Below are 26,176 nucleotides of genomic sequence, written 5' to 3'. Positions count from 1 at the left end.
ATAACCCTTTTTATACACAGCTCCTATATTTAAACGCATTGACCCTATTTTTCATTTACATACGCATTAAATAACATTAACATAATAAAAAATCCGAGTCAATGTTTTTTACAGCGCAAAATGAAGTAGCCTTTATCTTTTATTGGAACCTCTACTTCCCCTGCTCCAAACAATTCTTCAAGCTTCTTTTTTGCAGACGGGGCTCCTTGTTTCTTTTGAATCACAACCCATAACTCGCCGTTTTCTTTCAGTTGTTCGTAAGCTTCCTCAAAAAGCTGGTGAACAGTCTGCTTTCCGGCACGGATAGGCGGATTGGTTAAAACTGCAGCATATCTCTCATCTTTAATTTCGGAGAAAAGCATACTTTCTTTTATTCTGACATTATCAACCTGGTTTTGATTTGCGTTTTCTCTGGCAAGGTTAACGGCCCGCTCATTTATATCCACCATTACAAAGGTGCGTCCGGGAGCTTCTTTCGCCAGTGAAATCCCTATCGGCCCCCAGCCGCATCCGATATCAGCAATCGGTCCTTCTTCTTCAGGAAACTCAAAAGCTTCCAAAAGTACACGTGTTCCATAATCGAGGTCTCCCTTTGAAAAAACACCGCGATCAGATTTAAAAGAGAGGTCTTGTCCGCGGACGGTTACCACTACCTTCTCAGGTTCGCTTGCCACATCCGGCTTTTCAGAATAATAGTGACCCATTTTCAATCACCTGCCTGTTGTTCTGTTGTTTTTTTCTTCCGGCCTTGCTAAACAACGTGTTGATACAATTTTTGACCTGATTCCTGTTCACGGAAATGCTCCGGACAGAACACGCCTTTTGCAGGAGTCTCTGGTTTTCCCCAGTACCCATGTGAAGCTGTGGGGGGGGGGAGCATCACTTCCAGTGATTCCCGGGAAGTATTAACATTCTCCTTAACACGACTTTCTTTCAGCAAAGGAAATCCGCCAGCCTGTTACAGGAGAGTCGTATTTATTGAGTGTAAAAAAACCCGCTTTGGAAAACCAAAGCGAGTTTTTAAGAATTCAAGCGGTATTATTTAACTTCGACAGAAGCGCCAGCTTCTTCAAGCTTAGCTTTCACTTCTTCAGCTTCGTCTTTAGCAACGCCTTCTTTGATTGCTGCAGGAGCGCCGTCTACAAGAGCTTTCGCATCTTTAAGACCCAGGCCAGTGATTTCACGAACCACTTTGATCACACCGATTTTAGAGCTTCCAGCAGACTCAAGTACTACGTCGAATTCAGTTTGCTCTTCAACAGCTTCTCCAGCTCCGCCACCAGCTGCAGCTACAGGCGCAGCAGCTTCTACTCCGAATTCTTCCTCGATCGCTTTAACAAGATCGTTTAGTTCTAATACAGACATTTCTTTAATCGCATCAATAATTTGCTCTTTAGTCATTTGTCTTTCCTCCTATTTATTATAAGTTTCTCAATTTAAGTCACGCTGACTTCAGGCATGTAAAATTTACGCGCCTTGTTCTTCCTTTTGTTCTGCAACAGCTTTTGTAGCCAATGCAAAGTTTCTGATTGGAGCTTGCATAACGCTGAGAAGCATTCCAAGCAACCCTTCGCGGGATGGTAGTTCCGCGAGTGCTTTAACTTCTTCAAGAGATGCAATGCGCCCTTCAATGACACCTGCTTTTAGTTCCAATGCATCGTGATCCTTCGCGAATTTGTTAAGAATTCTCGCAGGAGCGATAACATCCTCGTTACTAAATGCAATTGCAGTCGGTCCTACCAGCTGCTCGTCCAACTCAGTTAGACCAGCCTCAGCAGCCGCGCGACGAGTCATAGAGTTTTTGTAAACTTTGAAGTCTACGTTTGCTTCACGAAGCTGCTTACGAAGTTCAGTTACTTCAGCAACGTCAAGTCCGCGGTAATCAACAACAATTGTTGACTGGCTTTCTTTCAGTTTCGCAGCAATTTCGCTGACAACAGCTTGTTTCTGCTCAATTACTTTGCTCATCCTGTTCTGACACCTCCTATAGAATCAATGGTTCATACCGGAGAAATAAAAAGGCCTCCACGTCGCAGACATGGAGGCACACGTATCGAAAACCTGCAGGAATGCAGGGATCTGATCATGATTTCACCTCGGCAGGATATTAAGCGACAAGTCGCTCCTACTGTCTACGGTATGAGTGTTTTATGAAAATCACTATTGAACAGTATATCCTTCCCCTAAAGAGAAGTCAACACTAAGATTAAAGTTTAAATGCGGAAGAGTTTACCTTTACGCCAGGCCCCATTGTAGAAGCAACGGAAACATTGCGCATGTAAGTTCCTTTAGAAGCTGCAGGCTTCGCTTTTAACAATGTATCGATCATTGTTTGGAAGTTTTCCTGGAGCTTGTCTGTATCAAAGGATACTTTTCCGATTGGTACGTGAATGTTACCGGATTTATCAACGCGGTATTCAACTTTACCAGCTTTAATTTCGTTCACAGCTTTTTCTACATCGAAAGTTACTGTGCCAGTTTTAGGGTTCGGCATTAGACCTTTTGGTCCAAGCACACGGCCCAGTTTACCAACTTGAGCCATCATGTCAGGTGTAGCTACAACTACATCAAAATCGAACCAACCTTGGTTGATTTTGTTGATGAGCTCCTCTTCACCTACGTGATCTGCTCCGGCAGCTTCTGCTTCTTTTGCTTTGTCGCCTTTAGCGAAAACAAGTACACGTTGTGTTTTACCTGTTCCGTTTGGAAGTACGACTGCTCCACGAATCTGCTGATCTGCTTTCTTTGGATCTACGCCAAGGCGCGCAGCTAATTCAACAGTTTCGTCAAAGTTAGCTGTTGCCGTTTTCTTTACTAACTCGATTGCTTCTTGCGCGTCGTACGCTTTTTCGCGGTCAACGAGCTTCAAAGCATCTTCGAACTTTTTGCCTTTCTTAGCCATGTTATTTCCTCCTTGATTGTGGTTTTAGCGGTTAGACCTCCCACTAATAAAGGTTGCGAGCCCGGAGGCGTGGAATCGATAAGATTGGCTTAGCCACCCTGATCGCCCAACACTTTCCAGGCGGGAGGAAATCCCCGCTTCGCAACCTTACTTACATTTCATGGGTACTATTAACCTTCGATAACGATTCCCATGCTACGGGCAGTACCTTCAACCATACGCATTGCTGCTTCAACATCAGCTGCGTTCAGGTCAGGCATTTTTGTTTCCGCGATTTCACGAACTTTATCACGACTTAACGTTGCCACCTTGTTCTTGTTCGGCTCACCAGAAGCCGTTTCAATTCCTGCTGCTTTCTTCAGTAACACTGCAGCCGGTGGAGTTTTAGTGATAAATGTAAATGAACGGTCTTCAAATACCGTGATTTCAACTGGAATGATTAAGCCCGCTTGTTCCTGTGTACGAGCGTTAAATTCTTTACAGAATCCCATGATGTTCACGCCTGCTTGACCAAGTGCTGGACCAACAGGTGGTGCTGGGTTTGCTTTACCAGCTGGGATTTGAAGTTTTACAACTTTAATGACCTTTTTAGCCACGCGACACACCTCCTTAAGTCCGTGATGTGGTATACCGGGCATGATGCCCTCCCACTCATATGCCTGCATGTTTGCAGGAAAAAACGTGAACATGATGTTCACGTCATTAACAACATTCAAATTTTATCACTTATGAAAATGAATATCAAGTCGAAATTAATATTCCATTTAAAGGAATCGATTTAAATCTTTTCAACTTGAGTAAATTCAAGCTCAACCGGTGTTTCACGACCGAACATATTAACGTGTACTTTGAGCTTCTGCTTCTCTACATGGATATCTTCAATCGTACCAATAAAGTTAGCAAATGGCCCTTCTTTTACTTTAACAGGCTCTTTGAGCTCAAAGTCAACTTCCGCTTTCGGCTGTTCTACACCCATCTGACGCAGGATTGCGTCTACTTCTTCAGGAAGAAGCGGCGTCGGCTTCGAACCCGCTCCGGAAGATCCTACAAATCCTGTAACTCCAGGCGTGTTACGGACAACATACCAGGAGTCATCTGTCATTACCATTTCTACGATTACATAACCCGGAAAGACTTTCTTTGTTACCTGCTTGCTCTTTCCGTTTTTCACTTCTGTCTCTTCCTCTACAGGAACGAGAACCCGGAAGATCTTGTCAGTCATGTCCATCGACTCCACACGCTTCTCCAGGTTCGTTTTAACTTTGTTCTCGTACCCTGAATAGGTGTGGACAACATACCAATTTTTCTCCATGACGATCAGGACGTAATGTCCTTCCCTCCTCTAAACGCAACTTAAAACCTATCTTACTCTGAAATGTTTTTAGTTCAGGATCAAACGAATCAATTCAGAAATACCAAGGTCGACAATTGCAAAAAATACTGCGATGAACGCAACCGTTGCAATAACGACGCCTGTGTAACGAACGAGTTCCTTACGCGTCGGCCATGTTACCCGCTTCATTTCTGTTGAAACTTCTTTCAGGAACTTTACAGGTTTTTTTGCTGTTGATGTTGTTGTTTCTGCCATACAAGCCACCTCCAACCTTCATCTATACTTATATACAATTATTTCGTCTCCACATGGGTTGTATGCTTTCCGCAAGTTTTGCAGTGTTTTTTCATTTGCAAACGTTCGGCATGAATACCTTTCGTTTTTGTGGTTGAATAGTTTCGGGATTTACATTCCGAACATGAGAGAACGACTTTAGCTGACATAGTATACTCCTTAGCATGACAAAGCTATGTGCACAGATGTACATACCTAATAAATTTATCATAATAAAAGAAGGGATGTCAATGTCCCTTCCTTTTCATTGTCGCCTTGATTCAACGATTTCATAACAAGAGTAAGAGAATGTCTGCCGCTTTTCTGTTAAGAGATTGTGAGAAGTGATCGTCTTTATAGTAATGTGGTATCCTTACCGTTATTTCCAGCTGAAAATACAGGATGCAGCCGTAATACCCTGCGCAGCGAGCCCACCCCCTTGTGCTTCTTCCTCTGATAGTAAGGGTTCCAAGCTACCTGCGTCGAAGCAGCTCGAAGCATTATCCTGGAAGTAAGCGCTCGTCGTTGCGGGTTCTCTCCTCGCCCCCAGCAACCGCCAGGAGTCTGCGGGCATTCCCGCTACATCAACATTCATTGATAAAAATAAGAATGGTGTTTATAAAAGAGAAATCTGAAAGTCATGTCGATTTAACAATATACAATGCCCTTGTATATGTAACATAAGGCAGCGGAAAGCGTCCGCCTGGATCTGCTGAATTAATCCTGAGAGGCACAAAAGCTTTTAAAACAACAGCCTTCAGAAAAAGATGCGAAAACTGGCTTTTGTAAAGAAAGCAGGGGTCGGATTCTACCCCTGCTTTTATAACTTCACGCCTTTGATTTCTACATAGCGTTCCAGTTTCCTTTTCACCCGTTGAAGGGCATTGTCAATGGACTTTACATGTCTGTTAAGGTCCGCTGAAATTTCCTGATAGCTGCGCCCGTCCAGATAAAGCATGAGCACCTGACGTTCGAGTTCACTGAGGATCTCCGTCATCTTCACTTCAATATCGTCAAATTCTTCCTGATTGATCAGCAGTTCTTCGGGGTCACTCACCCTTGACCCGCAGATTACATCCAGCAATGTCCTGTCCGATTCTTCATCGTACAAAGGCTTGTCCAGTGATACGTAAGAATTTAGAGGTATATGTTTCTGCCGCGTAGCTGTCTTAATAGCTGTGATGATCTGGCGCGTAATGCAAAGCTCAGCAAAGGCTTTAAAAGAGGAAAGCTTGTCTCCTTTAAAATCCCGTATGGACTTGTAAAGACCAATCATCCCTTCCTGGACAATATCTTCGTGGTCTGCCCCGATCAGGAAGTATGATCTCGCTTTCGCCCGTACAAAGTTCTTGTATTTATTAATTAAATACTCAAGTGCCGAGCTGTCACCCTCCCTGACATACTCCACCAGGGTTTCGTCGTCCATTCCTTCAAACTTGACATTTCGTCCAGCTTCCATGAGGTCTAAAGCCACCGCGATCCCTCCGACCCTGTCTTTTTGTCTGTATTAAAAAGGGGAGTTGACTGCACCGACCCATCTTGATGTAAGCGCATAAAATTTTTAAGTTGCCGTTCATCACAGAAGCTATGGTGCTATGTTGAATAGCTCCGCCCCATCCGGGGGTACCATCCGGATAAATCCGGTTCGTTTCCCTGTAAGCCAGCCACTGTTTGAACAAACACACTTAAACCTCTTTAAACAGATTGAATTGTCTAAATATAGAAACATTATACTAAACAAAAACAAATGGCGTCAAGGTGCTCAATGCTCACCTCGACGCCATTTTTCGAAAATTTCAGCCATTTCGTCCGTAATAGGCAGTTTTGACCTGGCCGTTTTCTTCTTTACACTTAATACCTCTTTTGCAATGCCTTTCTCAATAGCAGCCACTTCTGTCCTCAGTTCCCTTGCAGATTTCCTTAGAGCTCCGCTCGCAAAAATGACCCGCTGCTCTACAAAATCGGAGGTAGCCACAGAAATTTCTGTATCTACGCGTTTGAGAGATCTTACCAGCTTTTCGATCCGTTCATCTGCTGTCTCTTTTTCCCGGGTATAAACAATATCAAGACGGTAATTGGAGTATTTCTTACCGAGACCCGGTACCATATGGGCATCGAAAATGATCATGACCTTTGTCCCTGTATAAGCCTGATACTCAGCCATCTTTTCAATCAGGACATCTCTCGCCCCTGCCAGGTCGCTCCCCTGCATAACCCTAAGCTCAGGCCAGTCTCCGATAATGTTATACCCGTCGACAAGTAAAAAACGGCGCATTTATGCTTGTCCTTTTGGATGACGGCGGCGGTACACTTCATACATCAGTAAAGCAGCTGCCACAGAAGCATTCAATGACGTCACATGACCGGCCATTGGAATCTGGACGAGAAAGTCACACTTTTCTTTCACAAGCCGGCTCATCCCTTTTCCTTCACTGCCGATAACGAGCCCGACCGGCATATCAAAATCGGTCTCCCGGTAATCTTCATTTCCGGCAGCATCTGTTCCTACAAACCACAGCCCCCGGTCTTTCAGCTCATCCATCGTCCGGGCAAGGTTTGTTACTCTGACCACCGGAATGTGCTCAATTGCACCTGTTGAGGCTTTTGCCACTGTCGCAGTCAGTCCTGCAGAACGGCGTTTCGGTACGATGACCCCGTGTGCACCGGCCGCATCCGCTGTCCGGAGGATAGATCCCAGGTTATGAGGGTCTTCAAGCTCGTCCAGGAGGAGAAAGAACGGAGGTTCTCCGCTTTTTTCTGCTGCTGCAAATAGATCATCCATATCCTGATATTCGTAAGCTGCGACCTGGGCAATTACCCCCTGGTGCTGAGCTGTGTCAGCCATTTGGTCAATCTTCTTTTTCGGCACAAACTGAACATTGACCTTTCTGGACTTGGCAAGGTCCATCACCTTCCCCATCTGCCCTTTCTGGGAACCTTCGGCAATCCAGATTTTATGAATGGGCCGGGGCGATTTCAATGCTTCAATGACGGGATTTTTTCCCGCAATCATATCGTGTTTTTCTGACATGTTGTTACCTCCTTTCTTCGTCTGCTGTCAGGATTTCAAATGCCTGAACCATGATTTCATCAAGACGTCCGTGTTCTTCTTTTAAGTAAAGATAGCCGCACAGGGCTTCAAAACCAGTACTGTAGCGGTACGTTGATACATCTGTATTTTTAGGCACCGTTGCCGACTTGGCATTCCTGCCCCTCATTGCGACTGAACGCTCTTTCTCCGAAAGAGCCTCCCCTTCAAGGAGGACAATAATCACTTTAGCCTGTGCTTTGGCCGATACAAATTTTGTAGCTTCACGATGAAGCTGATTGGGCTTCACCTGACCTGAGGCGATGAGGCGGTAGCGGACGTACATCTCCATAACCCCATCCCCCATATATGCCAGGGTGAGCCCGTTTAACTGATCCACGTCTTGAACGGATGCATTGAGTTTCACTGCCTACACCCTCTTCCAGCGCGTACCTTGAGGTGTATCTTCTAAAATAATTCCTTTTTCTTTCAGGTCATCCCGGATCTCGTCGGCACGGGCAAAATCACGGTTTTTCCGTGCATCGATTCTTTCCTGAATCAAAGCGTCAATTTCCTCGTCCAGCATTTCGTTTTTCCCCGAAAGCTTAATTCCCAGAACATACGCCATGTTATCCAGGGCCTCTGTAATATGAGAGAGAACGTTTTTGCTCGTTTGTTTTTCACGAAGGTAAAGGTTTGCTGTCTTGACCAGCTCAAACATCGCTGCGACAGCGTTCGCACTGTTAAAGTCATCTTCCATTTCACGATTGAACGTTTCAAGGTGTACATCAACCTGCCCCTTCCACTTTTCTGCATCGATACCGAGATCGGCAGTTTCAGTAAGGCGGTGGGAGACATTCTGGTACGTGGTCTTTATACGTTCAAGACTCGTTTTCGCACTGGCAAGCTGTGCATCACTGAAATTAATCGGGCTCCGGTAATGATTGTTTACGATAAAGAAACGGACCACTTCAGGATCAAACTTCTTAATAATATCGTGAACAAGAATAAAATTCCCTAGTGATTTGGACATTTTTTCATTGTCGATATTAATATAGCCGTTATGAATCCAGTAATTGGCCATCTGCTTTTCATTCAATGCTTCAGACTGGGCAATTTCATTTTCGTGGTGCGGGAATGACAGATCCTGACCGCCGGCGTGGATATCGATCGTATCCCCAAGATACTTCTTTACCATAGCCGAGCACTCAATATGCCAGCCGGGGCGACCTTTGCCCCACTTGCTTTCCCAGAAGATTTCCCCCGGTTTAACCCCTTTCCAGAGTACAAAATCAAGAGGGTCCTCTTTCTTCTCTCCGACTTCAATGCGTGCACCGAGCTGAAGATCATCTACCGACTGATGAGAGAGCTTGCCGTAGCCATCAAACTTACGGGTTCTGAAATAGACATCTCCCCCGGATTCATAGGCATATCCTTTTTCTTCGAGCCTTTCAATGAATTCGATAATTTCAGGCATCGTATCCATAACCCGTGGATGTTCGTCTGCCTTTTTCACACCGAGAGCGCCGGTATCTTCGTGATAGGCTTGAATGAACTTTTCCGCAACAGCGGTTACGTCCTCGCCCATCTCTTCTGCAGCTTTAATAATTTTATCGTCTACGTCTGTAAAGTTCGACACATACTTCACATCATAACCCCGGTATTCAAAAAACCTCCGTATCATATCAAAAACAACCGGCGGACGGGCATTACCAATGTGAATGTAGTTGTATACAGTCGGTCCGCACACATACATCTTTACCTTGCCTTCTTCTATGGGCTCGAACACTTCTTTTTGTCTGGTGAGCGTATTATAGAGCTTAATTGTCATGTGAGACGCCTCCTTTTAGGCTTGGTTGATCCTGTTTTTTCAGCTCAGCTAATTCTTCTTTCATGCGGGCCATTTCTTCTTCAAGCTCCCTGAACTTATCCGACACCGGATCGGGTAAATTAATATGGTCGAGATCATGGCCGATCTTCACGCCGTCCTGGATGACGACCTTCCCGGGGATTCCGACTACAGTAGAGTTTGGCGGCACTTCCTTTAAAACGACCGACCCTGCACCGATCCGCGAATTTTCCCCGATCCGCATGGACCCGAGTACTTTTGCTCCTGTAGCTATAAGGACATTATCCTCAAGAGTCGGATGACGCTTCCCTTTTTCTTTTCCCGTCCCGCCTAATGTTACTCCTTGATAGATCGTACAGTTATCCCCGATTTCGCAAGTTTCCCCGATAACAACACCCATGCCATGATCAATAAAAAGGCGTTGACCGATTTTAGCACCCGGATGAATTTCGATACCTGTGAGAAAACGGCTGACTTGAGACAGAAAACGGGCCAGAAAATAAAACCGACGCTTCCAGAGACTGTGGGCGAGACGGTGGCTCCATATCGCATGAACTCCGGAATAGTTAAAGATTACTTCCAGTCTGTTTCTCGCGGCCGGATCCTGATCCATCACCACGTCGATGTCATTCTTAAGTGTTTTAAACAATGGTCAAACCTCCTTTTGTTCTTGTCTAGTAATACTTATGGTCCTTTCTTCTTTATCGTCACCTTTTAGAGTTTGGCTCTTTTAAAGGTAGATGTTGATTTTCGCTCCTTTGGCTCCCTTTCCGCGGGAGCGCCGGTGAGCCTTCAGGAGGTTTATTCCTGCTTCTTCCTCTACCAGTAACGCTACGCAGATATGTGCGTCGAAGCAACTCGCAGCATATTCCTGGTGTAACCACTCGTTGCTCCCGCAGGAGTGTCGCCATATCACTACAATCAACGTCTTTTAAATCAACAATGACTTTTAAAGCATCATAATTAACATAGCCCATTTATAAGCTGTTTTTGCGAAAACATAGTATAAAGCGGTAACATTCATTTCGGACTTTGCCTTTTTCAGTTGCTTCGCAAAGCCCCGCGGAGGCCGGCACCTCCGAAGAAAGCGAAGGGCATGAAGGCAACATTAAAATCTTCAACTCTAACGTAAATACTGCAGCTATTCGTAGAAAAAAGCTAAAAAAACGCCTCTGGGTCATTACTGACTCAGAGACGCTTCTCATTGCGCGGTTCCACTCTGCTTGAGCTGTAACAGCTCCGCTTAACCCGTTAACGGCGGGTACCGCCCTTACCTACTTTACTTTCAACAAGGGGCTCTGAGGTGCATGTTCAAAAGCAAGTCTTTTAAGCTGCTTTCAGCCGGGGCAGCTCTCTCTGATAAAAAACTTTGCTTTTTACTTTTCCTCGTCATTACTTTAGCTGTATGATTCACTCATTAGTTACTTAAAACACTGTTTAAACGGGTAACAATAACATCTCTGCCAAGTAGAGAGATGGTATCAGGAAGATCACGGCCGTGTGTCTGGCCTGTTGCTGCAACGCGAATCGGCATGAACAGCTTCTTCCCTTTGTGTCCCGTGGCTTTCTGTACAGACTTGATGGCTTTTTTGATCGTTTGAGGCTCAAAGTCTTCAAGAGCGAGCACTTCTTCTTTAAATGCTGCCATTACTTCAGACACCTGCTCTTCAGCCAATACTTCTTTAGCTTCTTCATTATACTCGATTTCATCCTTGAAGAACAAATCTGTAAGCTCAACAATCTCTGCTCCAAAGCTCATTTGCTCCTGATAAAGAGCAATCAGCTTCTTCGCCCACTCATGCTGTTCCTCTGTCATGTTCTCAGGAAGCCTGCCTGCTTTAACAAGGTGAGGCAGGGCAAGCTCAACGACGTGGTCAAGGTCTGCCTCTTTCATGTACTGATTGTTCATCCAGGCAAGTTTGTCTGTATCAAAGACAGCCGGCGCTTTTGATACACGCTCAAGGCTGAATTCTTCGATCAGCTGTTCTTTTGTAAATACCTCTTCTTCACGTCCTGAAGACCAGCCGAGAAGAGCAAGGAAGTTTACAATGGCTTCAGGAAGATAGCCAAGGTCACGGTACTGTTCTACAAACTGAATGATAGACTCGTCACGTTTACTCATCTTCTGACGGTCTTCATTCAGGATAAGAGACGCATGGGCGAACGTTGGTGCATCCCATCCCAAAGCCTGATAAATCAGTGCCTGGCGGGGCGCATTTGACAAGTGTTCTTCACCACGGATCACGTGGGAAATCTTCATCAGGTAATCATCAATAACAACCGCAAAGTTGTAGGTCGGAACGCCATCTTTACGAGCGATTACAAAGTCACCGATACCTTCATTTTCAAATGTAACATTACCTCGAATGATATCTTCGATAACAACAGAATCGTTTTCAGGTACATGGAAACGGATAACTGGTTTTTTACCTTCCTGTTCGTACGTTTCGCGCTGCTCTTTAGTTAAATTACGGTCACGGCCGGAGTACTTCGGTGTTTCTCCACGGGCACGCTGGGCTTCCCGCTCTGCTTCAAGTTCCTCTTCGGTCATATAGCAGTAGTATGCCTTTCCCTCTTCAAGCAGCTGATCCAGGTACTGTTTATAGATATCCATACGCTCCATGCTCTGATACGGGGCATAAGGACCTCCCACATCGACACTTTCATCCCAGTCGATGCCGAGCCACTTCATGCTCTCCATCAGCTTTTCTGTCGCTGTTTCCACATTGCGTGCCTGGTCTGTATCTTCTATTCTTACGATAAACTTACCGTTTTGATTACGTGCAAATAAGTAATTGAAAAGAGCAGATCGTGCTCCTCCAATATGCAAGTGCCCGGTAGGCGATGGCGCAAAGCGCACACGGATTTCCTGACTCATTGTATGACACCTTCCATTCTTTTGTTCAAAAACGCTGTCTGCGTTTCTGCTGTTCTCCGCTCATTATTTTATCACTATTGGTCAAGGACTGAAACAGGGAGTTATTCATGCCGGCATGACTTTCATACTCTGATTCTTTTTGAACGTATAAATGGTGTTATCCGTACTTCCTTCAGAATACAGAAGTTTCAGATGAAGCCTGCGTGCCTTTCGCTTTCCGTGGCGGTGCCGGCAAGCCTCCTCAAGCTAAAAGGAGGCCACTAAAAAAGTAAAAAACAACTTTTTCACTGCCTTTTATTTAAGTGGCAATGGCTCCATTCGGTTGCTCGCCTGTTACGAGAAACCCACTCATAACAGGCTTTTTAAAACATGCAACCGTTCCGCTCATTGCTTGGAAGGCACTTACAAAAGTTAAAGATCAAACTTTTTCAGTGCCTTCTTAAAGCATTGCGGGGTCTTGCCTGGCCCCCACGGCCACAGGAGTCTCAGGCACTTCGGCTTCATTACCTTTTTCAGCAGAAGAACAATGTTTACAAAAATCAGCCTTTTGTTAATTACTGCAATATTGGTGGTGGCTTCCGTTCCAATATGCATTGAAGCAACTCGAAGCTTATTCATGAAGCAGCTCGTGCAACCGGGTCTCACCATTCCACATAAGCTTATTTTCTGCTTTAACTAGGATTGTTTCGTTAAAAGGACGACTGCCTGGCTTGCTATTCCTTCGCCGCGTCCAGTAAAGCCGAGTTTCTCCGTTGTTGTCGCCTTTACGTTAACCTGGGACTTGTCCGCTTCCAAAAGCTCACTGATTTGAGTCCGCATGTCTTCGATATGGGGGGCCATTTTAGGCATCTGGGCCATTATCGTACAGTCAACGTTACCTAGAACGTACCCTTTTTCTTTTACGATCTTCCATACATGTTTTAGTAATTCCTTTGAATCTGCATCTTTAAACGCAGGGTCAGTATCGGGGAAGTGCTTACCGATATCGCCTTCAGCAACAGCGCCAAGACATGCGTCTGCTATGGTATGTAAAAGGACGTCGGCATCCGAGTGTCCGAGCAGTCCTTTTTCATAGGGGATCTCAATCCCTCCCAGAATGAGCGGGCGTCCTTCAACGAGCTGGTGTACGTCAAAACCTTGTCCGATTCTAAGCATTGGTTTCTTCCTTCCTCATCTTTATAATCGCTTCTGCAAACCACATATCTTCCGGTGTGGTCAGCTTAATATTCTGGTAATCTCCTTCTACGACGCGGACTCTCTCTCCAATCCACTCAACAAGACTTGCATCATCCGTGCCCGAAAATCCATCCCGTTCCGCTCTTTTATGTGCCTTCAAAATACCTGAAAGACGAAAAGCCTGCGGGGTCTGAACTGCCCACAAGCTTGATCGGTCCACTGTATTTGTGACCTCGCCCTGTTCAACCTGCTTTACCGTATCTTTTACCGGAACGGCAATGATGGCAGCACCATCCTGTACAGCAGATCGGACAAGTTTTTGAATATCACTTACTTTAATGAACGGCCTGGCTCCATCGTGAATGAGCACAATCTCCTCATCAGAAGACACAGCTTTCAGTCCTTCAAAAACACTCTGCTGACGCTCACGTCCGCCCGGAACAATACGGACTGTTTTCTGAATGCCGTATGTTTTGATTAAAGCAGACATGTCTTCTATTTCCTGTTCGTTTACCACAAGAATGACCTCACGGCAATGAGTGTCCTGTGCAAATACAGTCAGGGTATGCACAATGAGCGGCTTATCGTGAAGGAGAAGAAACTGCTTGTTATGCCCGGCACCCATCCGCTTTCCCTGTCCGGCGGCTGGGATAATCACCGTATAGTTCTTCATAGCTTCTCTTCCCCCGTCATAATAACTTTCAGTACATCAGAGTGCTTTCTCCATCAGCTTCGGCTTGGCAAAAATCATCCGCCCCGCTGACGTCTGAAGCACACTTGTCACAATGACTTCAATCTCTTTACCAATGTAATTACGTCCTTCTTCGACAACAATCATCGTACCGTCATCAAGGTAAGCAACACCCTGATTTTGTTCCTTGCCGTCTTTTATAACCTGTACAGCCATTTCCTCACCCGGCAGCACAACCGGTTTAACGGCATTGGCAAGATCGTTTATATTCAGTACTGAAACACCCTGAAGGTCACAGACCTTATTAAGGTTAAAATCGTTTGTTACTACATAGCCGCCAATGACCTTCGCCAGTTTGACAAGCTTTGAGTCGACTTCCTGGATCTCTTCAAAGTCTCCCTCATAGATTTCAACGTTAATCGGGAGTTCTTTTTGAATTTTATTCAGGATATCCAGGCCTCTCCGCCCGCGGTTTCTTTTTAACACATCCGAAGAATCAGCAATATGCTGCAGTTCTTCAAGAACAAATTCAGGGATGATGAGCGTCCCATCAAGAAAACCGGTCTGACAGATATCTGCAATCCGTCCGTCAATGATTACACTAGTATCGAGTATTTTAAGTGAGCCTTTACGGGCTTCATCTTCATCTTCTTTTTTCTTGGCATCCTTTGAACCTAACCGGCTGGAGATTGCAGTCAGTCCCATTAGTTCATCCCGTTTCTTAAAGCCCACCTGGAACCCGAGATAACCCAGGAAAAACGTAGCAAAAAGAGGCAGATACGTACTCAGAATCGGAATTCCGAGTGCATCAAGAGGCAGGCCGATTAAGAAGGCTACTATTAAACCTACAATAAGACCCATCGTACCAAACAATAAATCAGTGACCGGTGCCTTTACCAACGATTCCTCTACAAGCCTGATCAGGCCGACAAGATCATCTGTAAACCAATAGGTCGCTAAAAATAAAATGAGTGCACCTATAATTGCGCCAATATACGGGCTTTCAAGCCACGCAACATTTCCAATATTTAGCAATTCCAACAAATCAGGTATAAATATAAATCCGACCGCGCCACCGACAATGATAATAAACAACTGAACTACTCGTCTAAGCATCGCCTTCACCTCCTTTAACCATTATAGACAAGTCACAAAATTTGAAACGTTATTCTAAAAAAATCACAAAAACTTACATACTTATAAATTGCAATAAATTAACAATATCAAAGGGCCTTTTTGTTGTCAATGAAAGCAAAACAAATAATTATATCGTCAATAAAGGATATTCGTCAAGGTGTGATTTTATTAGACACCTTAAATATGGCGGTCGATAAACAGCTGTTCCTGAATCCTCGTCAAGCCTTCCTTGATTTTACGTGCTCTGGCTTCCCCGATTCCTTCCACTTCATCCAGTTCTTCAGTTGAAGCACGCATAATATGGGGAAGATCTTCAAACTTTTGAATCAAATTCTCGACAACAAGCGGAGGTATCCGCGGGATCTTATGGAGAATACGATAGCCCCTTGGACAAACGGCAAATTCCGAGAGATTCGGACTTTTACTATAGCCCAAAAGTTTCACGATAATCTGATCGTCCAGCAATTCATCACTCGAAAGCTTCTTAAGCTGCCTTAAAATCTGAATCGGATCGCTCGTTCGCTCTTTCATGTAATCCTTGATAAGAAGGACGGCTTCTTTTTCAGTGTTGGAGACAAGTTCTTCAAGCTGCATGGAAATCAGACGGCCTTCGTTCCCCAGTTCATTGACATAGTTCAGAATTTCGCTTTTTATCCGGAGAACCATCTCCACCCGGTGCATCACCTGAGATACCTCTTGTATCGTTACCAGTTCTTCAAATTCCAGAGCTCCGAGATTCGTCACACTCTGGTCGAGAACACTTTTGTATTTTTCCAATGTCTGAATAGCCTGGTTTGCCTTAGTCAAAATAACACCGATGTCTTTTAACGAATAACGGTATTCACCTTGATACAGGGTGATTACGTTTCGTCTTTGGGAGATGGAAATCACCAGGTTCCCCGTCTGACGGGCCACACGCTGTGCGGTCCGGTGACGAATCCCTGTTTCTGTGGAATCAATTGCATTGTTTGGAACAAGCTGTGTATTGGCATAAAGGAGCCGTCTTCCGTCTTCGCTTAAAATGATGGCACCGTCCATCTTCGCAAGCTCATACAAGTACGCAGGTGAAAACTCGCAGTTAATAAAGAAACCTCCATCTACAATATGCACCATTTCATTATTATATCCGAGAACAATCAGTCCTCCTGTTTTTGCTCTTAAAACGTTATCTATCCCCTCCCTCAGAGGAGTCCCCGGAGCGACAAGCTGCAGGACATTGCTGATAAAATTCGTGTCATAGTTTGAACGTGGATCCACCTGAAGATGCACCTCCTAAACATTGTTCTAACGCTTCGTTTACTGTATTTACTCCGATAATTTCAATCCCATCGGGAACGGTCCAGCCGCCTATGTTTTTCTTAGGAATAATGGCTCTTTCAAAGCCGAGCTTTGCAGCTTCGATAATCCGCTGTTCAAGCCTTGCCACCCTGCGCACTTCGCCTGTGAGACCGACCTCACCGATAACAACATCCGCAGGCCTTGTAGGCACGTCCCTGAAGCTTGATGCAATAGCTACCGTTACAGCCAGGTCAATAGCAGGCTCATCAAGCCGCACTCCGCCTGCTACCTTCACATACGCATCGTGGTTCTGCAGCAGCATTCCCACGCGCTTTTCGAGCACTGCCATCAGGAGTGAGATCCGGTTATGATCGAGCCCTGTGGCCATCCTTCTTGGATTACCGAAACTAGTTGGTGAAATGAGTGACTGAATCTCTACCAGGACAGTCCGTGTCCCTTCCATGGAGGGAACAACAGTGGAGCCTGCCGAACCTGCCGTCCGTTCCTGCAGGAAAATCTCAGAAGGATTGAGCACTTCTGTGAGCCCCTCTTCTTTCATTTCAAAGATGCCCATTTCATTTGTCGAACCAAACCGGTTTTTTACCGCCCGTAATATGCGGAAAGTATGGTGACGTTCTCCTTCGAAATAGAGAACGGAGTCTACCATATGCTCAAGAAGCCGTGGTCCTGCGATTGCTCCCTGCTTCGTTACGTGGCCGACGAGGAATATAGCAATCCCCTTCGTTTTTGCAATCTTCATAAAGGCTGCCGTACATTCCCTGACCTGGGAAACACTTCCCGGTGCACTCGTGACTCCGTCAAGATAGACGGTCTGTATGGAGTCAATGATTACAAGGGTAGGATTCATTTCTTCGATTACTTTTTCAATATATTCCACATCGGTTTCGGCAAGAACAAACAAATTATCTTCTGCTACTCCAAGACGGTCGGCACGAAGCTTTGTCTGCTTCACGCTTTCCTCACCGGATATGTAGAGAACCCGCTCTTCCTGCTTTGCCATTTGTGACGAAACCTGAAGGAGAAGTGTTGATTTTCCGATACCCGGGTCTCCCCCCACAAGGACAAGAGAACCTGGTACAATTCCGCCGCCGAGAACGCGGTTCAGCTCTTTCATATTGGTGCTGATCCGGGCCTCCTGCTTTCTTTCAATTTTTGTAATCGGCTCAGGCTTGGATACGCCGCCCCTGGCACTGGTCACGAAACTTCTTGAATTAGCCGCTGTCTGCTTTTCTTCAAATTCCTCCACCATCGTGTTCCAGTTCTGACAGCCAGGGCATTTTCCCATCCATTTCGTTGATTCGTAACCACAATCCTGACAAACGTATTTCGTCTTTCGCTTTGCCATATTTTTCCCCGTCCTTTAATTCTGTATGTATTACTTTTATTTTATCATGTTTTTCTTTCAACAAGGTATAAGGGCGCACAGAATAAGGATCCGGCGTTACCAGGTACCCTTTTCTCAGGGTAAAACCGGCAGAGGGAATATGTATGGAAAAAAACCGGGGAGTCCTCAAAACAGACTTCCCCGGCATAAAAGGCTGTGTATTTATTTTGCCTTACTTCCAGAGCCAACCTTTTCTACGACATAATCGCCGTCTTTTACATCGAGCTTAACGTTTTGCCCTTTATGAATGTTTCCTCTGAGCAGTTCTTCCGACAGACGGTCTTCAACCTGCTTTTGGAGTGCACGTCGCAGTGGACGGGCTCCGTAGTCAGGGTCGTAGCCTTCATCGGCAATTTTCAGTTTCGCTTCATCGGAAATTTCAAATCCGATTTCCTGCTCATTCAGACGCTTTGTAAGCTGGTCAGCCATAAGTGTCACGATTTCTTTGATATGTTCTCTATCAAGAGAGTGGAACACAATCGTTTCATCGATACGGTTTAAGAACTCGGGACGGAAGCTCTTCTTCAGTTCACTGATCACTTTGCCTTTCATATCTTTATAGTTCTGGCCGTCACGTTCTGCTGTGAAGCCCATGCTCTTCGATTGACGGAGAGTGCTGGCACCAACGTTGGAAGTCATGATGATCGCCGTATTACGGAAGTCGACACGACGCCCTTTGGAGTCAGTAAGGAACCCGTCTTCAAGCACTTGAAGAAGAATGTTAAACACTTCAGGGTGCGCTTTCTCAATTTCGTCTAGAAGAATAACCGAATACGGTTTGCGGCGTACCTTTTCAGTAAGCTGTCCGCCTTCTTCGTGCCCCACATATCCCGGTGGTGAACCTACAAGCCGGGAAGTGGTGTGCTTCTCCATAAACTCGGACATATCGATCCGGATGATGGAATCTTCATCACCGAACAGAGATTCGGCCACTGCTCTTGCCAGTTCGGTTTTACCTACGCCTGTAGGTCCGAGGAAGATAAACGACCCGATCGGACGTTTTGGATCTTTCAATCCTGCTCTTGCACGGCGAATCGCCTTGGACACAGCCTTAACTGCTTCCTCCTGGCCGATCACACGGTTGTGAAGGATCTCCTCCATCTTCAGGAGTCGCTCTGTCTCTTCTTCAGCAAGCTTGCTTACAGGAATTCCTGTCCAGCTTGCTACAACAAGGGCAATATCCTCTGTGGTCACTTCAGAGTCCTCCTGACCCTGCTTTTCCTTCCATTCTTTCTTCATGGCTTCAAGCTCTTCTCTTACACGCTGTTCGCTGTCACGAAGGGATGCGGCTTTTTCAAATTCCTGGCTTTGTACAGCAGCATCTTTTTCCTTACGTGTCTCTTCAAGTTTCTGCTCCAGCTCTTTTAGGTTAGGCGGCGCCGTATAGGAACGAAGGCGCACTTTTGAAGCTGCTTCATCAATCAGGTCAATGGCTTTATCGGGAAGGAAACGATCTGCGATATAGCGGTCTGACAGCTTGACAGCCGCATCGATGGCGTCATCCGTAATCGTTACTCTGTGGTGAGCTTCATACCGGTCACGCAGTCCTTTCAGAATCTGAATTGATTGGTCATTTGTCGGCTCTTCAACGCGGATTGGCTGGAAACGACGTTCCAGAGCTGCATCCTTTTCGATATATTTGCGATACTCATCGAGGGTTGTCGCTCCGATACACTGAAGTTCACCCCGGGCAAGGGACGGCTTGAGGATGTTTGATGCATCAATGGCACCTTCTGCTCCCCCGGCTCCAATCAGCGTGTGCAGCTCATCGATAAACAGGATTACGTTGTTGGCCTGACGGATTTCTTCCATCACTTTCTTCAAGCGGTCTTCAAATTCCCCACGGTATTTTGTACCGGCCACAACGGTTCCCATATCCAAAGTCATTACACGTTTGTTACGGAGTGTTTCCGGCACTTCATTATTCACAATCTGCTGCGCCAGTCCTTCCGCAATCGCCGTTTTACCAACACCAGGCTCTCCAATCAGAACCGGGTTGTTTTTCGTACGGCGGCTCAGAACCTGGATCACACGCTCGATTTCTTTTGAACGCCCGATTACCGGGTCAATCTGCTCTTCTTTTGCAATAGCTGTTAAATCACGTGCCAGGCTGTCGAGGGTTGGCGTATTTACGTTTGCTCCGGCCCCGCCGCTCTGTTGCTGGCTGTTGGAAGATTCACTGCTTCCGAGAAGCTGCAGCACCTGCTGGCGTGCTTTATTAAGACTTACACCGAGATTATTGAGTACACGGGCTGCTACACCCTCACCCTCACGGATTAATCCGAGGAGGATGTGCTCTGTGCCTACATAAGAGTGGCCAAGCTTTCTTGCTTCGTCCATTGATAATTCAATGACTTTTTTTGCCCGTGGAGTATAATGAATCGTCTTTGATCCTTCTTCTCCTCTTCCAATCAGCTGCTCTACTTCTGTCTGAATCTTTTCAGGGCTCAGGCCAAGAGCAGATAATGCCTTGGCAGCAATTCCTTCCCCTTCACGTACAAGTCCGAGCAGAATATGCTCTGTGCCGATATTGTTATGTCCCAGTCTTGTTGCCTCTTCCTGTGCCAGTGCTAGTACTTTTTGTGCTCTCTCTGTAAATCGTCCAAACATCATATTCCTCCACCTCCGGTTATTAGTTGTTCTTTTTTGTCTCCAAATGCAATCGATCGCGAATTAACATGGCTCTTCTATGATCCCGCTGTTCGGGAGATAACACTTCACCGGCATATTGCTGTAAAAACCCCGGCTGTATGAGAATCATAAGTTCATTTAATATATTCGCACTTACGTCTTTGATGATTCCCATATCAATCCCGAGCCTTACATCTGACAGCCGTTTTGTTGCTTCCTTTGATTCCATCGTTCTGCTGTATGCCAGTACACCGTATGAACGGTATACACGGTCTTCCATTTGAATTCTTGACTGTTCCATGAGTGTTTTTCTCGCTGCCCGTTCCTGCTGGATCAGCTGAAGTACGACACTCTGCAAATCCTGGACAATATCTTCTTCCGTTTTCCCCAGCGTAATCTGATTGGAAATCTGGAAGAGATTCCCCTGTGCTTCACTGCCTTCACCGTAAATCCCTCTGACGACCAGGCCAAGCTGATTTACCGCCGGAAGTATCCGGTTCATCTGTCGGGTAATCACGAGTGCGGGAAGGTGCATCATAACTGAGGCACGAAGACCAGTTCCTACATTGGTCGGACAGCTCGTCAGATAGCCCCGCTTTTCATCAAAGGCGAAATCCAGCTTATCTTCAAGCCAGTCATCAACTTCATTGGCCAGCTTTAAAGCTTCCGTGAGCTGAAAACCTGAGAGCAGACACTGGATTCGGATGTGATCCTCCTCGTTAATCATGACACTTAAAGATTCATCTTCACTGAGAAGAACTGCACCTGCTCTGGATTCATCCGACAGCGCAGGACTGATCAGATGCTTTTCAACAAGGACACGCTTTTCGTTTTGCTTCATATCTTCTGTTTTTAAAAGCTCAATCGTCCCGAAACGATGATGACTCTGTCTGCTGTAATGGGTGTTAATTTTATCGGAAAGAGCTGATAATTCTTCAGTAGCTGCAAGCATCGGAAACGGAACGTTCTGGATATTACGGGCCAGCCGAACCCTGCTGCTTAAGACAATATCGGAGTTCGGGCCCTCCTTTTTCATCCAGGGGCTGATAGCCTGACTGATAAATTGCTGCAGTGACACGGTCTATCCCTCCTTCTTTTCCGCCAGCGATTTTTCGAGAGACCGGATGCGGTCCCGAAGTTCAGCAGCCTGTTCAAATTCTTCTTTCGCAATCAATACCTTAAGTTCCTGCTTAAGCTTCTCGATTTCTTTATGCAAATGCAGATCCTGTCCGATACGTTTCGGCACTTTCCCGCCGTGCACGACATTCCCGCTGTGAATCCGTTTAAAAATAGGATCGAGCTTTGACTGAAATGCCTTGTAACATTCCGCACAACCAAATCTGCCGACCTTGGCAAATTTTTCATAGGTCATGCTGCAGGAAGGACAGGATAAAGCTTCCCTGCTTGGTGTGTGGCCTGTTGAATGTACCGGTGAAACCGTCTGGTCAAAATCAAGCAGACCCGATAAGAGCTGGTGAATGGAAAAACTCTTCGAACCCGGGATATGCTCGCCTTTTTCTTTCGCACAAACATCACAAATATGAATTTCCGTTTTTTCGCCATTAATGATCTTTGTAAAATGCAGTGTAGCCTGCCGCTCTTTGCATTCCTGACAGAGCATAGCCACCCCTCCTGATTCTATAGGTTAATTTACCTGTACTTTAAAGATGTGATCATTGCTTTTAATATCGCTGCCCTTACTTCATCCCTCGCCGGGAGAGGCAGCACCAGCACGGTTCTGTCCAACGCACTGAGGATCAGGTTCGCTTCACGCTTTGTTACCGCTTCTTCTTCCATGAGCCGCCTTACCATGTTGGAGGCGGGGCTTTGGGCAATTCTGTTCCCGATCATGGATACTGCATGATCAAAGAGCTCCTTCTGGTTATCAATCTGGACTTTTGTAATGCGGATGTAACCGCCCCCGCCCCGTTTACTTTCTACGATATACCCTTTTTCAAGTGTGAAACGGGTACTGATTACGTAGTTGATCTGCGAGGGGACGCATTGAAAATGCTCGGCCAGTTCACTCCGTTTAATCTCGATGATTTCGTCCTCACTTTGATCAATGACTTCCTTCAGATAATGTTCAATTACATCTGATATATTGCGCATCGCATCAGCCTCCTTGCACTTGTGACATGGGTTTGCAGCCTGCAGATAGTTTGACTTTGACTATCTTTGACTTTAATTTTATTATACCCATTTTCCCTTCGTTTGCAATCGTTTTGCTCAGAAATTTTACGTGCAGTTTCAGGAGACAAATCTATATGTATAATGACAATTTCCGCATTAAAATAACTGTGCTCCTGCCTTCCCCATTATTGCCTTCATTTTTTCCATTCATTCTGAAAATACGAAGAACCGTGTTCCTTAAGAATAAAAAGCCGTCATAACAACGACTTTTTTCTTCCTTTTATCCATATTCCACATAAAAGCGATATTCAATCATTCGTTCACGACTGAATACCGCTTTTTTATATTTGCTATGTTAATTCCACTCATTGCAGGGGCACTTGCCTGCATAAGAGGTGGCCCTGTTTCTTCCTCTGTCAGTTATGCTTCGCAACTTTCTGCGTAGAAGCAAACCGAAGCTCATTCGTAATGTAAACGCTCATTTCTCCCGCAGGAGTGTCGCGCATTCGCTGGAATCAACATTCTTAATAAATCAACAATGCTCTTTAACACAGCCAAGATGTAAGGCCATATCTTTGTACCGTTTCATTACGTAACGTTTTCCACTTCCACCTGCTCTACAAAATCCAGTGACTTTAATGTATAGAACACATCCGTGGTGTACATTTTTTTATCTGTTACGATGATACAAGTCAGTACTGTCTTTTCTCCTTCTTCCTTTACTTTGACCCGCCTGAGACCCATCTCCTTCTGTTTAATATTCTTAAGCAGGTTCGTTAAGTCGGTCCCGCTTTTCACCACAATCTTCGTTCTTACTTCGATTTCATTCAGTTTCTTCAGCCCGACCCACTCAAGAAAGTCAGGAAGAATCCGAACGCCGAGAATCAGGAAAAAGACCCCGAAGATGGCTTCCATATAAAAACCGACCCCTATTGTTATCCCAAGGCCTGCAGATGCCAGTACAAGAGCAGCAGTAGTCAGTCCGGAGATAACATCGTTGTTTCTCCGCAGGATGACCCCGGCTCCGAGAAAGCCGATACCACTGATAATATATGAAGGAATCCGACCCGGATCCATCGGTCTCGAATACGCTTCTGAATACAGCATCGCTGACTCATAGGAAACAATGGTGAGTAAGCATGCTGTAACTGAAACAATTAAACACGTCTTTAAGCCAAGTGGTTTTCCTTTCAACTCTCTCTCCAGCCCGATAATCAACCCTGCCAGAGCCGCAAAACTCATTTTTATCAACGTACCTGCTGTAACTGCTTCTATGAATGCGTCGTACATCCCCCTAAACCCCTTCTTCAGTTGTAAATTTCGCTTCTGTTTACTTTCTTTTTTCCCCTTCCCTTCATTGCGATAAATGAAAGCAAGAAGTCGTTATACCCTGTCTTAAGGATTCTCAAGCTGATCTTTAACTTGTTAATTACTTCAAAAGACCTCTGAAACCCTTTTTCTCAGTAATAAAAGGGTTAAGAAATACCCTTACCATATACTTGATTTGTTTTTCTGGATATGATGAAAAGGGCATTTACTTTTAATCGGCTCACAATCATCTCCAATAAAGAACTGCTTCCACTCATGATGTGTTTCATCACCGTAATGACTGATATCAGGATGTTTGGGAAGTTGATCCCAAACTTCTACCCGCTTTCTTACAGCTTCCCTCGAATTAATGCCGTTTGGCTCCGTCCCTTCAAGACCTTCAAAGATCAATCGAGGCTGAAAGCCTATTACCAGAGCATTCCCCAGGTTTCTCGTCTTTCTCTGAACGTATGCCGGGGCATTTCCAAAAGCAAAAATAGGCTCACCATCGAAACAAAATGTCCACAAGTGATGATCAGGATCTTCTGGAATGTGCTCCGGCCATGGTTTATGATCTTCTTTGTGAAGATATTGCAAAATGTCCCAAAACTCTTTACGAAACTCTTCTATTGTCTCGTTTTCCCCTTGCTCTGCAAATAAAAACAGACCTCTTCTTACAGAGGGATCCCTTTTCAAAAGACTAAGAAAAGAGCGCATAGTATCAGGCAGATGGGCCCAATTGTCCTTTTCAATATAAGAGTACCGCAATTCATCCTGGATCAATCCATGCTTTCCAAAATAACAAGGAAAGGAAGGTTCCGATACTAATTTTTCAAATGTAGCGAATTCCTTTGTAATCCAGGAGGGAACAAGCTCTTGATTCTTCATTTGCTGACGAGTAAACAGGTATGTTTCTTTCAATTATTCTTCCCCTCTTCCTTTAAAATTTTGACAGACTTTAAAGTCTGTTATTCTATTTCATTACCCTAAAGCATGTACTCTTAATAATGAATACGATACTGGAGGCCGTTTCATGAGTGAAAGCTGGTTTTATTTTATCCTGCTGGGAATAAGTCTCGCTGCTCCAATCGGGCCGGTCAGTCTGGAGATGCTTAAAAAGGGACTTTTTCTTGGATTCTGCGGAGCAATTGCTGTTGGACTTGGAGGACTGTCGGCAGATTTTGTCTTTATGAGCGTTATCTATGCAGGAGCTGCTACGCTGTTCACCCACCCTCTCCTCCAGGGAGGGATGATGATCACAGGAGCTGCGATGCTTTTGTTTTTAGGTTTTCAGTCATTTAGCAAGCCTGTTTCTTCTTCATTGGCTGAGCGTTCTGAAACGGATGTTACCTGTTTAAAAAGCTATTTTATCGGTTTTGGCATCGCTATTTTGAATCCGTTAAATTTAATGTTTTGGTTTGGCATTTACGGATCCACTTTAACTAACCTGAGTCAGAACCACACAACAGCAGTTGTGCTCATCGACAGTTTTTATATCCTGCTTGGCGTACTCCTCTGGAACCTTCTTATTGCATCTTTGGTTCATGGATTAAGGACAAGTATAAATGATAGAACAATTTATCTTATTAACATCGCGGCCGGTGTCCTCTTATTGTTTTTCGGTGTGACATTTTGTTATCAGGCAGTAGATTTTTTATATTTAAACAGCGGATGGTTTGGATAAGGAGGGGTATGAATGGAAAATAATGATCCTGGCAGCCGCCCAGGCCGCCTTCTTTTTTACAGAGACCAGGTTTTCAGGATAAATAAAAATTTGTCAGGATAAAGGCGCGATTGTTCAGGAAACCCGGTCCACGGCCTGCTTTTACATCCTCCCCAAACAGCACAAAAAAGCACCCGCTTTAAAAACGGGTGCTTTTTCTTATTGCCCAGCGGCGTCCTACTCTCACAGGGGGAGAGCCCCCAACTACCATCGGCGCTGAAGAGCTTAACTTCCGTGTTCGGCATGGGAACGGGTGTGACCTCTTCGCTATCGTCACTGGACAAATTTTAAGTTAGAGAAAGGAATGCTCTCTCAAAACTGGATAACAGCTTCGACTTCTTTATGAGTTTCATTAGAAGACTGAAACAACATCGTTTTCTGGATAAGCCCTCGATCGATTAGTATCTCTCAGCTCCGCATGTTGCCATGCT

28 protein-coding genes, 1 rRNA gene and 2 other annotated features are annotated in these 26,176 nt (G+C 45.2%); of the genes, 1 reads left to right on the top strand and 28 read right to left on the bottom strand.

What is annotated here, in order from left to right:
• Positions 1 to 98: 98 nt before the first annotated feature.
• The 27 genes from EBO34_RS18695 to EBO34_RS18560 all read right to left on the bottom strand — a co-directional run bounded on the left by EBO34_RS18695 (position 99) and on the right by EBO34_RS18560 (position 24,943).
• Positions 99 to 704 carry a class I SAM-dependent methyltransferase gene (locus EBO34_RS18695; protein WP_122901502.1) on the bottom strand — a complete coding sequence of 202 codons (606 nt, stop codon included), beginning with the start codon at positions 702 to 704 and terminating at the stop codon, positions 99 to 101.
• Positions 705 to 1,038: 334 nt separating this feature from the next.
• Positions 1,039 to 1,401: a 50S ribosomal protein L7/L12 gene (gene rplL / locus EBO34_RS18685; RefSeq protein ID WP_122901499.1), complete on the bottom strand. Its 363-nt coding sequence runs from the start codon at positions 1,399 to 1,401 to the stop codon at positions 1,039 to 1,041.
• 66 nt (positions 1,402 to 1,467) lie between these two features.
• Entirely contained in the window at positions 1,468 to 1,968 is a 501-nt protein-coding gene (gene rplJ, locus EBO34_RS18680; RefSeq protein WP_122901496.1) for a 50S ribosomal protein L10, read from the bottom strand.
• 39 nt (positions 1,969 to 2,007) lie between these two features.
• Positions 2,008 to 2,156, bottom strand: a sequence feature (ribosomal protein L10 leader region).
• 50 nt (positions 2,157 to 2,206) lie between these two features.
• Positions 2,207 to 2,902, bottom strand: a complete 696-nt coding sequence (gene rplA, locus EBO34_RS18675) for a 50S ribosomal protein L1 (RefSeq protein ID WP_122901494.1) — start codon at positions 2,900 to 2,902, stop codon at positions 2,207 to 2,209.
• A gap of 170 nt (positions 2,903 to 3,072) precedes the next feature.
• Entirely contained in the window at positions 3,073 to 3,498 is a 426-nt protein-coding gene (rplK, locus tag EBO34_RS18670; protein ID WP_142996816.1) for a 50S ribosomal protein L11, read from the bottom strand.
• A 182-nt stretch (positions 3,499 to 3,680) separates the two neighbouring features.
• The gene (gene nusG, locus EBO34_RS18665) at positions 3,681 to 4,214 is read right to left on the bottom strand and encodes a transcription termination/antitermination protein NusG (protein ID WP_122901492.1); all 534 of its coding nucleotides are present in this window, start codon (positions 4,212 to 4,214) and stop codon (positions 3,681 to 3,683) included.
• 69 nt (positions 4,215 to 4,283) lie between these two features.
• The gene (gene secE / locus EBO34_RS18660) at positions 4,284 to 4,490 is read right to left on the bottom strand and encodes a preprotein translocase subunit SecE (protein WP_122901490.1); all 207 of its coding nucleotides are present in this window, start codon (positions 4,488 to 4,490) and stop codon (positions 4,284 to 4,286) included.
• 38 nt (positions 4,491 to 4,528) lie between these two features.
• Positions 4,529 to 4,678 (bottom strand): 50S ribosomal protein L33, encoded by a 150-nt coding sequence (gene rpmG / locus EBO34_RS18655; RefSeq protein ID WP_122901488.1) that lies wholly within the window; start codon positions 4,676 to 4,678, stop codon positions 4,529 to 4,531.
• 650 nt (positions 4,679 to 5,328) lie between these two features.
• A complete protein-coding gene (gene sigH, locus EBO34_RS18650; RefSeq protein WP_122901871.1) occupies positions 5,329 to 5,967 on the bottom strand; it encodes an RNA polymerase sporulation sigma factor SigH in 639 nt (212 codons plus the stop codon).
• Between the two features lie 303 nt (positions 5,968 to 6,270).
• Entirely contained in the window at positions 6,271 to 6,783 is a 513-nt protein-coding gene (locus EBO34_RS18645; RefSeq protein ID WP_122901486.1) for an NYN domain-containing protein, read from the bottom strand.
• The gene (gene rlmB / locus EBO34_RS18640) at positions 6,784 to 7,539 is read right to left on the bottom strand and encodes a 23S rRNA (guanosine(2251)-2'-O)-methyltransferase RlmB (protein WP_122901484.1); all 756 of its coding nucleotides are present in this window, start codon (positions 7,537 to 7,539) and stop codon (positions 6,784 to 6,786) included.
• Between the two features lie 4 nt (positions 7,540 to 7,543).
• Entirely contained in the window at positions 7,544 to 7,963 is a 420-nt protein-coding gene (locus tag EBO34_RS18635; RefSeq protein WP_283234601.1) for a Mini-ribonuclease 3, read from the bottom strand.
• Between the two features lie 3 nt (positions 7,964 to 7,966).
• Positions 7,967 to 9,367: a cysteine--tRNA ligase gene (gene cysS, locus EBO34_RS18630; protein WP_122901482.1), complete on the bottom strand. Its 1,401-nt coding sequence runs from the start codon at positions 9,365 to 9,367 to the stop codon at positions 7,967 to 7,969.
• Complete coding sequence (gene cysE, locus EBO34_RS18625; RefSeq protein WP_122901480.1) at positions 9,357 to 10,034, bottom strand: serine O-acetyltransferase; 678 nt, start codon at positions 10,032 to 10,034, stop codon at positions 9,357 to 9,359. The genes cysS and cysE overlap by 11 nt, the downstream gene beginning before the upstream one ends.
• Positions 10,035 to 10,572: 538 nt before the next feature.
• Positions 10,573 to 10,787, bottom strand: a binding site (T-box leader).
• Between the two features lie 15 nt (positions 10,788 to 10,802).
• Complete coding sequence (gene gltX, locus EBO34_RS18620) at positions 10,803 to 12,263, bottom strand: glutamate--tRNA ligase (RefSeq protein ID WP_122901478.1); 1,461 nt, start codon at positions 12,261 to 12,263, stop codon at positions 10,803 to 10,805.
• Between the two features lie 411 nt (positions 12,264 to 12,674).
• Positions 12,675 to 12,881 carry a hypothetical protein gene (locus EBO34_RS18615; RefSeq protein WP_142996815.1) on the bottom strand — a complete coding sequence of 69 codons (207 nt, stop codon included), beginning with the start codon at positions 12,879 to 12,881 and terminating at the stop codon, positions 12,675 to 12,677.
• Between the two features lie 57 nt (positions 12,882 to 12,938).
• The gene (gene ispF / locus EBO34_RS18610; RefSeq protein ID WP_122901474.1) at positions 12,939 to 13,418 is read right to left on the bottom strand and encodes a 2-C-methyl-D-erythritol 2,4-cyclodiphosphate synthase; all 480 of its coding nucleotides are present in this window, start codon (positions 13,416 to 13,418) and stop codon (positions 12,939 to 12,941) included.
• Positions 13,411 to 14,112: a 2-C-methyl-D-erythritol 4-phosphate cytidylyltransferase gene (ispD, locus tag EBO34_RS18605; RefSeq protein ID WP_122901472.1), complete on the bottom strand. Its 702-nt coding sequence runs from the start codon at positions 14,110 to 14,112 to the stop codon at positions 13,411 to 13,413. Before ispD ends, ispF begins: the two co-directional genes overlap by 8 nt.
• A gap of 36 nt (positions 14,113 to 14,148) precedes the next feature.
• Complete coding sequence (locus EBO34_RS18600) at positions 14,149 to 15,246, bottom strand: PIN/TRAM domain-containing protein (RefSeq protein ID WP_122901470.1); 1,098 nt, start codon at positions 15,244 to 15,246, stop codon at positions 14,149 to 14,151.
• Positions 15,247 to 15,444: 198 nt separating this feature from the next.
• On the bottom strand, positions 15,445 to 16,524 hold the full coding sequence (gene disA, locus EBO34_RS18595; protein ID WP_122901468.1) for a DNA integrity scanning diadenylate cyclase DisA: 1,080 nt from the start codon (positions 16,522 to 16,524) through the stop codon (positions 15,445 to 15,447).
• Complete coding sequence (gene radA / locus EBO34_RS18590; protein ID WP_122901466.1) at positions 16,502 to 17,911, bottom strand: DNA repair protein RadA; 1,410 nt, start codon at positions 17,909 to 17,911, stop codon at positions 16,502 to 16,504. The genes disA and radA overlap by 23 nt, the downstream gene beginning before the upstream one ends.
• A gap of 201 nt (positions 17,912 to 18,112) precedes the next feature.
• A complete protein-coding gene (gene clpC / locus EBO34_RS18585; protein WP_122901464.1) occupies positions 18,113 to 20,563 on the bottom strand; it encodes an ATP-dependent protease ATP-binding subunit ClpC in 2,451 nt (816 codons plus the stop codon).
• Between the two features lie 19 nt (positions 20,564 to 20,582).
• Complete coding sequence (gene mcsB, locus EBO34_RS18580) at positions 20,583 to 21,659, bottom strand: protein-arginine kinase McsB (RefSeq protein WP_122901462.1); 1,077 nt, start codon at positions 21,657 to 21,659, stop codon at positions 20,583 to 20,585.
• Between the two features lie 3 nt (positions 21,660 to 21,662).
• Positions 21,663 to 22,202: a protein-arginine kinase activator protein McsA gene (gene mcsA, locus EBO34_RS18575; protein WP_122901460.1), complete on the bottom strand. Its 540-nt coding sequence runs from the start codon at positions 22,200 to 22,202 to the stop codon at positions 21,663 to 21,665.
• A 29-nt stretch (positions 22,203 to 22,231) separates the two neighbouring features.
• The gene (locus EBO34_RS18570) at positions 22,232 to 22,693 is read right to left on the bottom strand and encodes a CtsR family transcriptional regulator (RefSeq protein WP_122901458.1); all 462 of its coding nucleotides are present in this window, start codon (positions 22,691 to 22,693) and stop codon (positions 22,232 to 22,234) included.
• A gap of 609 nt (positions 22,694 to 23,302) precedes the next feature.
• Complete coding sequence (locus tag EBO34_RS18565) at positions 23,303 to 24,004, bottom strand: MgtC/SapB family protein (RefSeq protein WP_122901456.1); 702 nt, start codon at positions 24,002 to 24,004, stop codon at positions 23,303 to 23,305.
• Positions 24,005 to 24,202: 198 nt separating this feature from the next.
• Positions 24,203 to 24,943, bottom strand: coding sequence for a YqcI/YcgG family protein (locus EBO34_RS18560; protein WP_122901454.1), 741 nt, complete (start codon positions 24,941 to 24,943; stop codon positions 24,203 to 24,205).
• 112 nt (positions 24,944 to 25,055) lie between these two features.
• Here EBO34_RS18560 and EBO34_RS18555 point away from each other — a divergent pair, with 112 nt between their 5' ends.
• Positions 25,056 to 25,706, top strand: a complete 651-nt coding sequence (locus EBO34_RS18555) for a LysE family transporter (protein ID WP_122901452.1) — start codon at positions 25,056 to 25,058, stop codon at positions 25,704 to 25,706.
• A 203-nt stretch (positions 25,707 to 25,909) separates the two neighbouring features.
• On the opposite strand, the gene rrf is transcribed toward EBO34_RS18555, so the two are convergent.
• A 5S ribosomal RNA gene (gene rrf, locus EBO34_RS18550) occupies positions 25,910 to 26,026 on the bottom strand.
• Positions 26,027 to 26,176: the final 150 nt, after the last annotated feature.

Origin of the sequence: Alteribacter keqinensis, from assembly GCF_003710255.1 — a bacterium.
Taxonomy (GTDB): Bacteria; Bacillota; Bacilli; order Bacillales; family Salisediminibacteriaceae; genus Alteribacter; species Alteribacter keqinensis.
Note: the sequence above shows the minus strand (reverse complement) of the source record. Positions and strands in the feature narration are given on the sequence as shown.